The 13,916-nt window shown below is 46.8% G+C and carries 13 protein-coding genes; all 13 read right to left on the bottom strand.

Annotated features, from left to right (window positions below):
* Positions 1 to 8: 8 nt before the first annotated feature.
* From ADU23_RS22225 to fliM, 13 genes are read right to left on the bottom strand one after another with little or no spacing between them, the layout of a single operon-like run.
* Positions 9 to 2,090, bottom strand: a complete 2,082-nt coding sequence (locus ADU23_RS22225) for a chemotaxis protein CheA (protein ID WP_053375738.1) — start codon at positions 2,088 to 2,090, stop codon at positions 9 to 11.
* A gap of 44 nt (positions 2,091 to 2,134) precedes the next feature.
* The gene (locus ADU23_RS22220; RefSeq protein ID WP_053375737.1) at positions 2,135 to 3,493 is read right to left on the bottom strand and encodes a protein-glutamate methylesterase/protein-glutamine glutaminase; all 1,359 of its coding nucleotides are present in this window, start codon (positions 3,491 to 3,493) and stop codon (positions 2,135 to 2,137) included.
* A 26-nt stretch (positions 3,494 to 3,519) separates the two neighbouring features.
* Positions 3,520 to 4,389 (bottom strand): MinD/ParA family protein, encoded by an 870-nt coding sequence (locus ADU23_RS22215; protein ID WP_053375736.1) that lies wholly within the window; start codon positions 4,387 to 4,389, stop codon positions 3,520 to 3,522.
* Positions 4,386 to 5,600 (bottom strand): flagellar biosynthesis protein FlhF, encoded by a 1,215-nt coding sequence (gene flhF, locus ADU23_RS22210; RefSeq protein ID WP_053375735.1) that lies wholly within the window; start codon positions 5,598 to 5,600, stop codon positions 4,386 to 4,388. The genes ADU23_RS22215 and flhF overlap by 4 nt, the downstream gene beginning before the upstream one ends.
* A complete protein-coding gene (gene flhA / locus ADU23_RS22205) occupies positions 5,597 to 7,627 on the bottom strand; it encodes a flagellar biosynthesis protein FlhA (protein ID WP_053375734.1) in 2,031 nt (676 codons plus the stop codon). The genes flhF and flhA overlap by 4 nt, the downstream gene beginning before the upstream one ends.
* 22 nt (positions 7,628 to 7,649) lie before the next feature.
* Positions 7,650 to 8,747, bottom strand: a complete 1,098-nt coding sequence (gene flhB / locus ADU23_RS22200; RefSeq protein WP_053375733.1) for a flagellar biosynthesis protein FlhB — start codon at positions 8,745 to 8,747, stop codon at positions 7,650 to 7,652.
* A 13-nt stretch (positions 8,748 to 8,760) separates the two neighbouring features.
* A complete protein-coding gene (gene fliR, locus ADU23_RS22195; protein ID WP_053375732.1) occupies positions 8,761 to 9,558 on the bottom strand; it encodes a flagellar biosynthetic protein FliR in 798 nt (265 codons plus the stop codon).
* A gap of 11 nt (positions 9,559 to 9,569) precedes the next feature.
* The gene (gene fliQ, locus ADU23_RS22190) at positions 9,570 to 9,839 is read right to left on the bottom strand and encodes a flagellar biosynthesis protein FliQ (RefSeq protein WP_053375731.1); all 270 of its coding nucleotides are present in this window, start codon (positions 9,837 to 9,839) and stop codon (positions 9,570 to 9,572) included.
* Positions 9,840 to 9,860: 21 nt separating this feature from the next.
* A complete protein-coding gene (fliP, locus tag ADU23_RS22185; RefSeq protein WP_053375730.1) occupies positions 9,861 to 10,616 on the bottom strand; it encodes a flagellar type III secretion system pore protein FliP in 756 nt (251 codons plus the stop codon).
* Complete coding sequence (locus ADU23_RS22180; RefSeq protein WP_053375729.1) at positions 10,606 to 11,205, bottom strand: flagellar biosynthetic protein FliO; 600 nt, start codon at positions 11,203 to 11,205, stop codon at positions 10,606 to 10,608. Before ADU23_RS22180 ends, fliP begins: the two co-directional genes overlap by 11 nt.
* Before the next feature lie 57 nt (positions 11,206 to 11,262).
* Positions 11,263 to 11,625: a response regulator gene (locus ADU23_RS22175; RefSeq protein ID WP_028611027.1), complete on the bottom strand. Its 363-nt coding sequence runs from the start codon at positions 11,623 to 11,625 to the stop codon at positions 11,263 to 11,265.
* 20 nt (positions 11,626 to 11,645) lie between these two features.
* Entirely contained in the window at positions 11,646 to 12,911 is a 1,266-nt protein-coding gene (gene fliY, locus ADU23_RS22170; protein WP_053375728.1) for a flagellar motor switch phosphatase FliY, read from the bottom strand.
* Complete coding sequence (fliM, locus tag ADU23_RS22165; RefSeq protein ID WP_053375727.1) at positions 12,901 to 13,902, bottom strand: flagellar motor switch protein FliM; 1,002 nt, start codon at positions 13,900 to 13,902, stop codon at positions 12,901 to 12,903. The genes fliY and fliM overlap by 11 nt, the downstream gene beginning before the upstream one ends.
* Positions 13,903 to 13,916: the final 14 nt, after the last annotated feature.

Genomic DNA, 13,916 nt, shown 5'->3' with positions numbered 1-13,916 from the left:
AAACCCCCTTATTTAATTAGTGCATTCGGATCAATAATCAATGCTACGTAACCATCGCCAAGTATCGTTGCACCTGAAATGGCTTCGATATTGGTTAAATATTTGCCTAACGATTTTAGGACGATTTCACTTTGGCCGATAAACTCATCGACCATTACAGCAGCCCATTTCTCGCCTTTGCGAACGACAACAATTTCGGTTTCTTCCTCTTGATTTTCATCAAAGTCAGGAGAATCGAGCACTTTGCTAAGCGATACTAGCGGAATGATCGAATTTCTGAACTCAATCATTTTGTTGCCGTGGACATGCAATATATTTTCCTTGCGAATGATGCCGGTTTCTACGATAGAGGATAATGGAATAGCGTATTTTTCAGAGCCCAGCTTAATAAGCATCGCCGAAATAATAGAAAGGGTGAGCGGCAGTTGAACGGAAAATTTAGTGCCTCTGCCAAATGCAGAATCAATCGTTACGTTTCCGCCTAATGATGTAATTTTGGAACGAACGACGTCAAGTCCGACGCCTCTTCCAGAGATATCCGAAATTTTGTCAGCAGTACTAAAGCCAGCTGCAAAAATAAGCATATTAATTTCGTCCGGCGACAGCAGCTTCGCTTGCTCTTCCGTTACAACGCCATTTTTAATCGCAGTCTTCAGAACACGCTCATGGTGAATGCCGCGGCCATCCTCTTCCACTTCGATGAAAACATGGTTTCCGCTATGGAAGGCACGCAAGTTAATCGTACCCGTCTCCGGCTTGCCGGCTGCGATACGCTCCTCTACGGTTTCAATGCCGTGGTCAACGGAGTTGCGAAGCAAGTGAACGAGCGGATCGCCAATTTCGTCAATTACTGTACGGTCAAGCTCAGTGTCCGCTCCTGTAATGACTAGATCGATTTTTTTGTCCAGCGATTTCGCTAAATCTCTGATCATGCGAGGGAAACGGTTGAATACCGAGTCGACAGGAACCATCCTCAGCTTCAGCACGATGCTTTGCAAGTCCGAGCTGACACGCGTCATATGCTCGACCGTCTCCGTCAGATCGTTGCGCTTAATTTCGCTGGAAAGCTGCTCAAGTCGAACGCGGTCGATGAGGAGCTCGCTGAACAAGTTCATCAGCGTATCCAATCTCTCGATGTCTACACGAATCGTTCTTGCTACATTTGCGGGTGCTCCTGCTGCGGGTTGCGCTGCCGGTGCCTGTGTTTTAACAGCTGCCTCTACATTTACAACCGGCGCTGCTGGAGTAACTGGAGCTGCTTCAACAACCTCTACGGCTGCTGCGGCGTTAGATTGACTAAGTACAGCTAGCGACTCAGCATCAAGCAACGTCACGATTGCAGTCTCAATTTCGGATATGTTTAGCAGCTGTGTTTGGAGATCTTCCTGTCCCAATTGTGAAATCGTAAATACAGTGAAGCTGAAATCGAATTTTTCCTGCTCGATATCCTGTGCAGGAGGATCGGATTTAATGACTTCACCGTTGCGCTCTAGCAAATCAAATACCATATAGGCACGAACGGCTTTCAGCAAGCAATTATCGCGAATCGCGATTTGGATGTGATAGACACTGTGCCCTGACTCTATCGATTGTAGCAAGATAGAGGATTGGAATTCATCAAGCAGCATCGCCCCTGATGCGCTTGAGGATGAAGCGCCTGCTGCATTTGCTGCCACTGTTGGAGCGGCAGCCGCACTGCTTGCGCTATAATCGCTTTTCAAAATAATTTGCAAGGACACTACGATTGAAGTGACATCTGCCTTGCCTGTCCCTCCGCCAACAATATCCTGAACCATCGCTTCCAGAGCGTCCAGCCCTTTGAACAAGGTGTCAAAAATAAAGCTGTCCATCTTTAGCTTGCTGTTGCGAACCAGGTCCAGCACGTTCTCCATTTCATGAGTCAGCGCCGCCAAATCCTCAAAGCCCATCGTAGCTGACATCCCTTTCAGCGTATGAGCTGAGCGGAATATATTTTGAACGATACTAAGCTCCTCAGGCTCGCTTTCCAGCCGCAGCAAATTTTCATTCAGGGACTGCAGGTGATCATTAGATTCATCGATAAACATCGATAAATAGGCATTCATATCCATTTCCTAGCACCTCCTGTTAGTATGTTTAAGCGTTTGCTATCTATTTATTTCAGCACTGCCTTTACAAGTTGCGAGGCAATGAGTTGAAGAGGCAATACATGACCTACGCAGCCAGCCTCAATCGCAGATCTTGGCATGCCGTAAACGACGCAGGTTTCTTCTGCTTCTGCGATCGTTGTTTCGATGCCGCAGCCTTGCAGCAGCTTCATCCCTTTTGCACCATCGCTGCCCATTCCGGTCATGATGACAGCGTGCCGCTTTAATTCGCGAAACGTTGCCAATGATTCAAATAAAACATCGACAGATGGACGATGGCCATTGCGCTGCGGCTGCTCTGTCAGCAAAATCGAATAACCGGCTGCATCCTTTGCAAGCTCCATATGGAAGCCGCCAGGCGCAATATAGACAACCCCTGCCGTTACTCTCTCTCCCTGTTCAGCTTCCACGACATGCAATTCACTAAAGCTATCCAGCCGCTGAGCAAGCGACTTCGTAAATTTAGGAGGCATATGCTGCACGATAAGCACAGGTGCCGGAAAGTCAGCCGGCAAAGAAGTAATAACCTCATGAAGCGCTCTCGGTCCTCCGGTTGAAGTGCCGATGGCTACGATATGTTTGAATGCTGCAATCGGACTGCCAGCCTTTTCTTTTCTTGTAGAGGGTGGCTCTACATGAACCGGCTTAGCCTCAAGGTGCGGTTCTCTAAGTACGGTTTTGCGCGTAACAATCGTTGATTTAGCTTTGCTTGGCGCAGCTTCCTCAAGCTTGTTTTTTTGTTTTGTATGTAAAGGGGGTGCCGCTTGCTTCAGCGGCTGCTTCTCCTCCGTTTTCGGAATAACCGTGTTGCTCCGATCCTTGAGAGGGGTAGGCAGCGGCGTTGCTATCGGCTCCTCTTGTTGTGAAGGCTTATTTCTTGCTGCCTCTATGACTGGCTTTGCTTGTTCAGAATCATTTACGGCCGGTTCCTGTTTCTCGCTGATCGTAATTATGGGCTGATAGCGCTTCGTCAGTACGGCTATGCGCAATTTTTCAAGCAGAAACTCGCCGACCTGATGAATGTCATTCGATATGGCGCTTGAAGGCTTTCGAATAAAGTCGAACGCGCCAAATTGCAATGCTTTAATCGTCTCTCTCGTGTTATCTTCGCTTATTCCAGAGAGCATGATGACCGGTGTCGGATTGTCCTTCATAATGATTTGCAATGCTTCTATTCCGTTCATTAGAGGCATTTCCAAATCCAAGGTGACGGCGTCCGGCTTCCATTCGCGGACCGCTTCAATCGCTTCTTGACCATTTCTGGCAGTAGCTACGATCGTAAATTGCGGGTCCCGAATGATTAGGTCACTGATAATCTTCCGCATAAATCCGGAATCGTCAACAACAAGTATGCGATAAGGAGCCATTCCATTTCCTCCTCACTTCCAAAGGATTATCTTGAGAGTCTGAACATTTTATGCAAAAATCCTTTGACTCCGCCGTTAGCTGTAGAACTCTGTGGGATCTCTAGAAATCGCCTTGCAATCCGATCGATGGCTACGGACGCTTCGCTTCCCGGATACGCCACCGTAAACGGGATTTGGCGCTTTACCGCCTTTGACACATTCGGGTCATCTGGCAATATGCCGAGATGCGGCAGCTCGGATTGCAGAAATCGCTGTGCTACCATGGCAATTTTTTCTGCCGTTTGTTTTCCTTCGCGAGGATCGGCGGCGCGATTGACGATTAATTTGAAATGAACGTCCACTTCCATTGATTTAACCATCTTAATCAATGCGTACGCATCCGTAATCGAAGTCGGCTCCGGCGTTGTGACAACGATCGTTTCTTGAGCCGCCGTAATAAACTTGACCGTTTCCTTCGAAAGCCCTGCCCCCGTATCAAACAAAATAACGTCATACTTCCCATGCAGCTTACTGATCTCCATTTCAAAGCGGTCAAGCTGCTCCTGCGATAAATCCATCAGGTCGCGAAAGCCGGAGCCCCCTGCAATAAAGTTAAGCCCTTCAGGACCTTCCTGAACGATTTCCCATATCGTTTTTTCCTGCTTAAGCAAATGATATAAATTGTAGGTCGACGAGATGCCCATAAGCACATCAATATTCGCCATTCCGATATCAGCATCGAATACGAGCACTTTTTTGCCCAACCGCTGAAGCGATAAAGCAAAGTTAAGGCTGAAATTCGATTTGCCGACGCCGCCCTTCCCGCTCGTAACTGTTACAACGCGGGTCGTTCGGCCTTCTTCTTGAAGCTCTTGCTGCTTCACTAAATTACGTAATGCTTCTGCTTGATCCATCATGGGCCATTGCTCCCGAGCAGCTTGTTAATGTAAACATCGATTTGAAACAACTCGATATCATCGGGTACGGTCTGTCCGCTTGCCATGTATGTAGGCAGAAATTCAAAATTCATAATGAGATTGAAGATCGCTCCATAAACCGAGGTTTCATCTAATTTTGTAAACAACACTTTTCGAACGCCATATTTGCTAAAATGGTCCGCAACCGCCGCCATATCACGCGTCTTGCCTGTCAAGCTGAGCACAAGCACCGTCTCGCTAGGCTCGGTGGTTTGGAGCAAGCTGTTTACTTCGGATACGTGAAGCTCGCTGCGGAAATTCCGGCCAGCTGTATCCATATAAATCAATTCCTGCTCTTCAAGCTGCTTGAAGGCACGAGTTAGATCCATTTGCGAGAAAACAACCTCAAGCGGCACATTCAAAATGGTAGCATATGTTCTAAGCTGGTCCACCGCCGCAATACGGTACGTGTCCGAAGTGATAAAGCCGACCTTCCGGCCTTTTTTTAACGTTTGCTCCGCTGCCAGCTTCGCGATCGTAGTCGTCTTTCCTACGCCGGTTGGTCCTACAAAATGAACGACTCGCACATGGCTGCTAATTCCGCTGCCGCTATAAGGCCGCAGCCACTCGTCAATTTGTGCTGCAGCAAGCTCCCAAACCTGATCTTTGCTGAATTCGCCTTCAGCTTCATGCTGTTTCTCTTCAATGCCTTGCAGAAGGCGCTCGACCCAAGCCGGGTCCATTTCCTGTTCAAGCAAATGCACCTTGAGCTGAATTAATGGCTCGGACATAGCCGCAAGATTATGCTGCTGCTTTGAGAGCTTGACCATGTATTCCCTTAAATCGCGTATCTCGTCAATAATGAACTGTTCTCGTTCTTTTCGATCATTTGATTCTTTCACCGGCACCGGCGCAGGTGCCGGTACAGGCGGCTCCATTACAGCAGTAGCGGTACGCTGCGCCGTCTGCAAAATCTGCTCAACAGCCGCATCCACTTGGGGGTTAGCTGTTCGCTGCTGAGGCGTCGGGACGTTCGCTTGATTAGATTCGATAGCGGCAATAACCTCCATCTTCTTCTTGCGGAACATCCCCATAAACCCGCCAACCTTGATTTCCTTCGTATTCAAAATAACGGCGTCTTTCCCAAGCTCGCTGCGAATCATCGAAACAGCCTCAGGCAGCGCATTTACGACATAACGTTTTACTCTCATAGGTTCACCACCCCTACGCTTTGAACTTCGATGTTCGGCTCAAGCTCACTGTAAGAAAGAACGGGCAAATCTTGCATCGTTCTCTCCACAATTTGTCTCAAATACATCCGAATGGTGGGCGAAGCTAGAACGACAGGCTGTTGGCCGGACTGGATTTGACGATTAACATGCTCATTTAGCTTCTGGTAAATTTGCTGCGTGGACACCGGATCGAGCGCGATATAGCTGCCTTGATCCGATTGCTGCACGGACTCTGCAATTTTTTTCTCAAGCTGCGGACCAACCGTAATGACCTTTAACGTATCGCCGCCGGAAGAAAACTGCTGTGTAATTTGTCTGGATAAGGATTGGCGTACATACTCTGTCAAAATATCGGGATCCTTCGTATAGTTTCCATGGTCTGCCAAAGCTTCAAAGATCGTTACAAGATCACGAATGGATACCTTCTCACGCAATAACTTAGCTAGTACCTTCTGTACATCGCCGATCGTAAGGATAGAAGGAATCAATTCATCAACGAGAGCTGGGTAGGATTCTTTGACATTTTCCACAAGCTGCTTCGTTTCTTGGCGTCCAATAAGCTCATGCGCATGGCGCTTTACAATCTCCGTTAAATGGGTAGCAACGACAGAAGGCGGATCAACGACCGTGTAGCCTGACAGCTCGGCGCGCTCCTTCATCTGCTCATCGATCCATATTGCCGGCAAGCCGAAGGCCGGCTCCGTCGTTTCAATCCCAACAACCGAATCGTCTTCAAAACCCGGGCTCATGGCCAAATAATGATTGAGCAGCAAATCGCCGCGAGCGACGGTATTGCCTTTAATTTTGATCACATATTCATTAGGCTTCAGCTGGATGTTATCCCTGATCCGAATGACAGGCACAACAAGCCCCAGCTCCAGAGCGCACTGCCTGCGAATCATAATAATGCGGTCAAGCAAATCTCCGCCCTGCTGTGTATCCGCCAGCGGGATCAACCCGTAGCCAAACTCGAATTCAATCGGATCAACCTGCAGGAGGCTGATAACACTCTCAGGACTGCGAACCTCTTCAATCTGCTGCTCTTCAACAAGCATTTCCTCTTGCTCCTGCTGCTTGTTAATCGCCTTCTGCATATACCAGCCGCCAAATGCGAGCATAATGGCGAAAGGCCAAGTCCGAATCGGTCCGATCGGCGTCAAGCCTAGCAAACCGATCGTTCCAGCTGCGATAAATAATAGCTTTGGATATTTGAACAGCTGCGAGGTAACATCCTCGGCCAAGTTGCCGTCGGATGCCGCTCTCGTTACGATCAAGCCAGCAGCCGTTGAAATAAGCAAAGCAGGAATTTGACTGACTAGACCATCACCGATCGTTAGGATAGAGAAAGTTGAAAGCGACTCGCCAAAGCTCAAATCATGGATAGCCATCCCGATGATGAAGCCGCCGACCAAGTTGATTACTAGAATGATGATTGATGCTATCGCATCACCTTTTACGAATTTGCTGGCACCATCCATCGCTCCGTAGAAATCTGCTTCTCGTTCGATTTTGGACCGGCGGTCTTTCGCTTGCTGCTCATTAATCAACCCTGCGTTCAGATCCGCGTCGATACTCATTTGTTTACCAGGCATCGCGTCTAGCGTAAATCTTGCTGCAACTTCCGCTACCCGCTCGGAACCTTTCGTAATTACGATAAACTGAACGACTACGAGGATGAGGAAGACGATAAACCCGATTGCGATTTGTCCTCCGCCAACCCAGCTTCCGAATGTGGCAACAACTTCCCCTGCTTCCGCATGCGACAAAATGTTTCTGGTTGTAGATACGTTTAGCGCTAGGCGAAATAGGGTCGTGATCAATAGAATGGCCGGAAAGATCGAGAAGTCCAACGCTTCCCTCGTATTCATGGCGATTAGCAAAATCATCAATGCGATCGATATGTTTAAAATAATTAGGATATCTAGTAATAGGACTGGGATCGGGATAATCATCATGAGCACAATACCAATTACGCCAAATAGTACTACAAAGTCCTTTGCTTTCATGATGCCGTCTCCTCCCGTAGTGTTATGATGATTTTACTCGGCCCTTCATCTTATATACGTATGCGAGCACCTCAGCCACAGCTTGGAACAGGTCTGGAGGAATAACATCCCCTATCTCAGCACGTTCATAAAGCGCTCTGGCCAGTGGTTTATTTTCCATAGTTACAACACCGTTCTCTTTGGCTATCTCCCTGATTCGAAGCGCGACATGATCCATGCCTTTGGCAATAATCTTAGGCGCCTCCATCTTCGTTGCATCATATTTTAATGCGATAGCAAAGTGTGTAGGGTTGGTGATGATGACATCCGCTTTAGGAACCTCTTGCATCATTCGCTGCAGCGCCATTCTGCGTTGACGCTCACGAATTTTGCCCTTGATGATCGGATCACCCTCCGATTTCTTATATTCGTCTTTAATATCTTGCTTGGACATTCTGAGACTCTTGTTATGCTCATAACGTTGATAGAAAAAATCTGCGAATGCGAGTACGGTAAGCACCGCACCAATTTCAATGCCTAACCTAACCGTCAATCCGGCTGTAAAGCTAAAGATCTGCTGAATAGGCAAGCTTGCTAATACCAATATGCGGTCCCACTCTTTGGAAATGGCCATATATACGAGAACACCTATAATAAGCAGCTTCAGTACGCTTTTCAGAAATTCAACGATCGTTTTTGCGGAAAAAATTTGTTTAAAGCCGTTAATTGGGTTTAACTTGTTTAATTTCATTTGAAGAGGCTCGCCGGTCAGCAAAAAACCAAACTGAATGATGTTTCCTAAAATTCCGATAATGACCGTTATCGCAAATATCGGCATTAAAATGAGCAGCAATTGAATGGTTATATCGGTGAAAAGCGACATCACGTTTCCAGTCGTCACTTCCATCAACAACCAGTCCTCAAACAGATTTCCAAACAGCATCATAATATGCTCTTTATAAAAACCGCCGAGCATGATAAAGCCCATAAAGGTAAACATCAAGATTAATGAGCCAGGAAGGTCAGAGGATCTAGCAATTTGACCTTTCTTTCTAGCTTCATCTCTTTTCTTCGGAGTTGCTTCTTCAGTCTTCTCCTGACTGAAAAGCTGAAGATCAAGCTTTAAACGGTAATTACGCATGGGCAGCATCCTCCTATTGTCCCTCAGGCGGCGGTCCTTGCACGATTCCGAATAACTGCTCCAAAGCATCAAACATGATGGAAAACAATCTTTCGAATATGCCGGCAAGACTTGGCATTAGCAAGATAAGCAAAAACATGCCAATGATCAACTTAAGCGGGATACCGATAACAAACACGTTGAATTGAGGAGCTGTTTTGGTCAAGAAGCCTAAGCCGACATCCGTCAAAAACATCGCAACGATCAACGGTGCAGCAACTTGAATTGCCAGCAAGAACGTATTGCCAACCAACCTCGTCAAAAAGTCGGTCACGCCTCCGCTCATCAATCTGCTAAATAAATCATTTGACAGTGGCATCCATTTGTAGCTGTCCATGAGACCAGTCAATAAGAAGTGATGGCCGTTCATCAATAGGAAAATGACGATAATAAGCATGTACTTAAAATTGCCGAGCAATGGAGCTGACGTACCCGTATGAGGGTCTACTATGTTTGCCATTGCAAACCCAACCTGCAAATCCATAAAGGCGCCAGCGGTTTGCACGACTGTAAAAAACAAATAGACCACATAACCCATCAGAACTCCGACCAAAATCTCCCGCAATACGACGAGCACATACTCCGCGTCCGGGACGATCGTCTGATTCATTCCATAAGTTAAAAAAACGATAAACGAAATGAAAAAGCCAAGCCCGATTTTAAATACATTCGGCACGCCTCGCGAAGAAAAGACAGGCGCTACGACGAAAAACGCTGTAATTCGACAAAAGATTAGCAAAAAAATAGGAAAGCCTTGTACGATCGCATTCATCCACTCACAACCTAACCGATGTAATTATGAAGATTGTTCAGCAGATTGTAAGTGAAGTCGATAACCGTATTTAGAATCCATGGGCCAAATATGATGATGGACACGAAGACCGCTACAATTTTCGGAACAAAAGCAAGCGTCTGCTCCTGAATCTGAGTTGTTGCTTGAAATATGCTGACAATTAACCCTACAACCAAAGCAAGAACGAGCATTGGCGCACTGGCTTTCAAAACTACGAATACGGCTTCACCAGCCAATCCGATAATGAAATCAGTACTCATCGACGTCCCTCCCTGCTAGTATCACGTGTTGAAGCTTAACAATAAAGATTTTACGATTAAGTACCATCCGTCTACCAATACAAACAGAAGCAGCTTAAACGGTAACGATATCATGACGGGAGGAAGCATCATCATCCCCATCGCCATCAAGGTGCTTGCCACGATCATGTCGATGACCAGAAACGGAATAAAGATCATAAAGCCCATTTGAAAAGCGGTTTTAAGCTCGCTTATTGCGTAAGCAGGTATTAATACCGTAATCGGGATATCCTCGAAGGACGCAGGCTTCTCCGTTTTTGTGTAATTCATGAAGAGCATCAGGTCCTTTTCCCTCGTATGAGAGAACATGAACTTCTTCATCGGGACGGAAGCTTCTTTAAAAGCTTCGGTTTGCGAGATTTGACCTTTTAAATAAGGCTGAAGCGCAACATCATTTACTTGCGAGAATGTCGGAGCCATGATGAAAAAGGTTAAGAACATCGCAAGTCCAATGAGCACTTGGTTGGGAGGCATTTGCTGCGTTCCGAGTGATGTTCTTACAAAGCCTAGAACGATAACGATACGAGTAAAGCTGGTCATAAGAACCATAATCGCAGGAGCGATGCTTAATACTGTAATTAATAGAAGTATGGATAATGCGCTAGTACTGGGCGTATCGCCATTCCCGTCGCCAATGTTGATGGATAGGTCAGGAAGCGGCTCCGCAAATGCTTGGTTATGTATGAGTAGTGCAAGCAGCTGTACAGCAACGATTGATATCCACCATTTATTTTTCATCATCCATCAACCGTTCATTTGTTTTAGAGTTATGCAGCAGAGATTCCAGCTGTTGCTTTCTTCCTGCTTGCTCACTTAACTTGGTTTGCAGCAGATCTGAAAAGGATGACTCCTTATTCCATTGCTCGTTGGAAGGCTCTGGACCTGTCTTCTCGTTGCGGCTGCGCAGCTTGCCAACCAATTGGGAGATAAGATCCTTTGACCAAGCGGACTCCTGCTGGCGTTCAAGCGCGGTTATAACCGCTCTGACTTGCTCAGGATCATCCAGCTTATCTAGCAGCGTTATGTTCTCTCCTACGCCAACGATGTATATCCGGCCAGCGATTTCAACGATTTGAAGCGAGTTGTTTTGTCCAAGCGCAATGCCGCCGAGCGAACGAAGCGATCGATTCGTTCCCCACGTACGGTTGCGCTGAGACAGCCATTTAATGACGAAAATAATCAGCGTGATAACGATGGCAAGCGAGATGATGACCCAAACCAAGCTGCCAGCTAGATCCTTAGATCCGGTAAACACCATCTGCCCATCTTGATTTGCGCTGCTGCCGTCTGTTGCAGCAGCAGCCGCAAAACCAGGCCATATCGCCATCCCAAGAGCAGACACCATTGAAATGCGCGAAGGTATGTTAAACATAATGTCTAACCGTTATCCGAGCGTTTTCTTAATCGCTTCAATAACGCGATCAGCTTGGAACGGTTTAACGATGAAGTCCTTTGCGCCTGCTTGAATCGCATCAATAACCATTGCTTGCTGACCCATTGCTGAACACATAATAACTTTTGCATTGCCGTCTAGCTTTTTGATTTCTTTCAGTGCGGAGATGCCATCCATCTCCGGCATCGTAATATCCATCGTTGTCAAATCCGGTTTTAGTTCCTTGTACTTCTCAACCGCCTGAGCGCCATCTTGTGCTTCACCGACGACTTCGTAGCCGTTCTTTGATAAAATGTCTCGGATCATCATGCGCATGAAAGCTGCGTCGTCTACGATTAGAATGCGGTTTGCCATCTTTTTATCCTCCTAGGATGCTATTGTAATTTTTGAATGCGGTCCCATTGGCTCACGATATCGGTTACGCGTACACCAAAGTTTTCATCGATAACAACAACCTCGCCTTTGGCTATTAGCTTGTTGTTCACCAGAATGTCGACTGGTTCGCCAGCAAGCTTGTCCAGCTCGATAATTGAGCCTTGCGACAGCTCCAAAATATCCTTTATCTGCTTTTGGGTCCTCCCTAATTCTACCGTGACCTTAAGCGGTATGTCGAGAAGTAAATTGAGGTTTGTTTCATCAGGTTGAATAAACGGTGCATTACCAAAATTAGCAAATTGCACAGGCTGTACGTTTACGTTTCGATTTGCTGATTGACCATATGTATGCGGTCCAGGCGGCTGCATCGGCATGTCGTATCCAGCGGCTGGCGTTTGATACTGCATAGGCGGCATTTGCTGCATAGGCGGTGCCATATGCATTTGCGGCGCCACAGCGTCCATCTGAGCCGTCGCAGCCGTTTCTTGCATTGCCATAGCTTGCTGCGCTGCCGGGGCTACAGGAGCCGCTGGAGGCGTCGCTGCTACAGGCTGAGCTGGTTCCTCTTCCACTACCCCCATCAAAATATCAACCATCTGCTTCGCAAAAGGAATTGGGAGAAGCTGCATGATCGTCGAGTCAATTAAATCGCCAATCGTCAGTCGGAAAGAGATTTTAATAAACATGTCTACCGGCGGCAAATGCTCCATGCCGTCACCGTTGTTTACGTCTAAAATATCGATGCCCGGCGGCGAAATATTGACAAAACGATTAAAGATCGTCGACATGGAAGTCGCGGAGGAACCCATCATTTGATTCATCGCTTCTTGCACCGCGCTAATGTGGATTTCATTCAGCTCTTCTACCGTAATGTTGTTCCCATCGCCGCCAAGCATGAGATCAGCAATGATTTGGGCGTCCTTCGTCTTAATGACGAGAGAGTTAATGCCTTGGAAACCATCGACGTATTGCACGCTAACCGCTACATGAGGCTTAGGGAAAATGTCCGGAAGCTCATCTTTTCTAACAATGGTAACTTGCGGCGTCGTAATGTCTACTTTTTTGCCAAGCAGCGTTGACAATGCGGTAGCGGCGCTGCCAAAGGTGATATTTCCAATTTCGCCGAGTGCAGACTGCTCCATTTCGGATAAGAAGTCTGAAAGCTGGGTACCGGTATCAGAGGACTGCACCGGATCCGGCTCATTGGAGGATTGACGAAGCAATGCATCAATTTCCTCTTGCGACAAATAGTCCTTACTCGTCATAATCTTCTTCCACTCCTTCGCTGACGATCTCATCTACTTGTACAGCCAGTCGATCCTTAACGGAACCTGGACTGCCAATGAATTTAAGCTTGTCTCCAACTTTAATTTTCAGACCATCATCGACGGACTTATTCAATGAGATAACATCGCCAATGTTGAGTCCTAGAAACTCTTTAATAGTAAGCGAGGATTCGCCAAGCTCTGCTACGATCGGCAGCTTTGCTTTGTTAACGCGCTGTTCCAAAATTTCAACCTCTTCAGGCGCGCGCGCTTTCTTCTGCGATACGAACCAATGATGAACGGAAAGTCTGGACATGATCGGTTCGATGACGACATGCGGAATACAAAGATTAATCATGCCTGTCGTATCCCCAATTTTAGTGCTGAATGAAATAAGGGCTATCGTCTCATTGGGTGAAACAATTTGCATAAATTGCGGATTCGTCTCCAATGCTTCCAGCCTAGGAGAGATATCAATGATCGTTCTCCATGCTTCCTGCAAGCTTTCGAATGTCCGGCTAAAGATACGCTCCATAATGATCGTTTCGATTTCCGTTAAATTATTAATTTTAGAAGGCGCAATGCCTTGGCCGCCCAACATACGATCAAGCATAGCGTAGGCTACGTTCGGATGTACCTCAAGCACCATTCGCCCTTCCAGCGGCTCCGCTTCAAATATGTTCAAGATCGTCATCTTAGGAATCGAACGAATGAATTCGTCATAAGGCAATTGCTCGACCTGCACGACATTAATTTGAACAAAAGTGCGAAGTTGCGCTGAGAAATAGGTTGTCAGATATCGCGCAAAGTTTTCATGGATCCGAGTTAAGCTTCGAATATGATCCTTGGAGAAACGAACAGCGCGTTTAAAATCATACAGGCTGACTTTTCGTGTCGTTTCTTCCTTTTTTAAATCCTCTGCATCCATTTCACCGGAATCGAGGGCAGCGAGTAGCGCATCAATTTCATTCTGCGATAAAACATCAACCAAATATCTCACCTCCT

It is taken from the genome of Paenibacillus sp. FJAT-27812, assembly GCF_001273905.1.
Lineage (GTDB): Bacteria > Bacillota > Bacilli > Paenibacillales > Paenibacillaceae > Pristimantibacillus.
The sequence above is the reverse complement of the archived record's forward strand: the minus strand, read 5'-3'. Positions and strand labels throughout refer to the sequence as shown.

What these genes read in the sequence shown, in the direction of transcription:
- fliP (WP_053375730.1), bottom strand. Translation starts at nt 10,616, where the DNA reads ATGAAAAATAAATGGTGGATATCAATCGTTGCTGTACAGCTGCTTGCA.
- fliY (WP_053375728.1), bottom strand. Translation starts at nt 12,911, where the DNA reads ATGACGAGTAAGGACTATTTGTCGCAAGAGGAAATTGATGCATTGCTT.
- flhA (WP_053375734.1), bottom strand. Translation starts at nt 7,627, where the DNA reads ATGAAAGCAAAGGACTTTGTAGTACTATTTGGCGTAATTGGTATTGTG.
- flhB (WP_053375733.1), bottom strand. Translation starts at nt 8,747, where the DNA reads ATGCGTAATTACCGTTTAAAGCTTGATCTTCAGCTTTTCAGTCAGGAG.
- ADU23_RS22220 (WP_053375737.1), bottom strand. Translation starts at nt 3,493, where the DNA reads ATGGCTCCTTATCGCATACTTGTTGTTGACGATTCCGGATTTATGCGG.
- ADU23_RS22175 (WP_028611027.1), bottom strand. Translation starts at nt 11,625, where the DNA reads ATGGCAAACCGCATTCTAATCGTAGACGACGCAGCTTTCATGCGCATG.
- ADU23_RS22215 (WP_053375736.1), bottom strand. Translation starts at nt 4,389, where the DNA reads ATGATGGATCAAGCAGAAGCATTACGTAATTTAGTGAAGCAGCAAGAG.
- ADU23_RS22225 (WP_053375738.1), bottom strand. Translation starts at nt 2,090, where the DNA reads ATGGATATGAATGCCTATTTATCGATGTTTATCGATGAATCTAATGAT.
- flhF (WP_053375735.1), bottom strand. Translation starts at nt 5,600, where the DNA reads ATGAGAGTAAAACGTTATGTCGTAAATGCGCTGCCTGAGGCTGTTTCG.
- ADU23_RS22180 (WP_053375729.1), bottom strand. Translation starts at nt 11,205, where the DNA reads ATGGCGATATGGCCTGGTTTTGCGGCTGCTGCTGCAACAGACGGCAGC.
- fliQ (WP_053375731.1), bottom strand. Translation starts at nt 9,839, where the DNA reads ATGAGTACTGATTTCATTATCGGATTGGCTGGTGAAGCCGTATTCGTA.
- fliR (WP_053375732.1), bottom strand. Translation starts at nt 9,558, where the DNA reads ATGAATGCGATCGTACAAGGCTTTCCTATTTTTTTGCTAATCTTTTGT.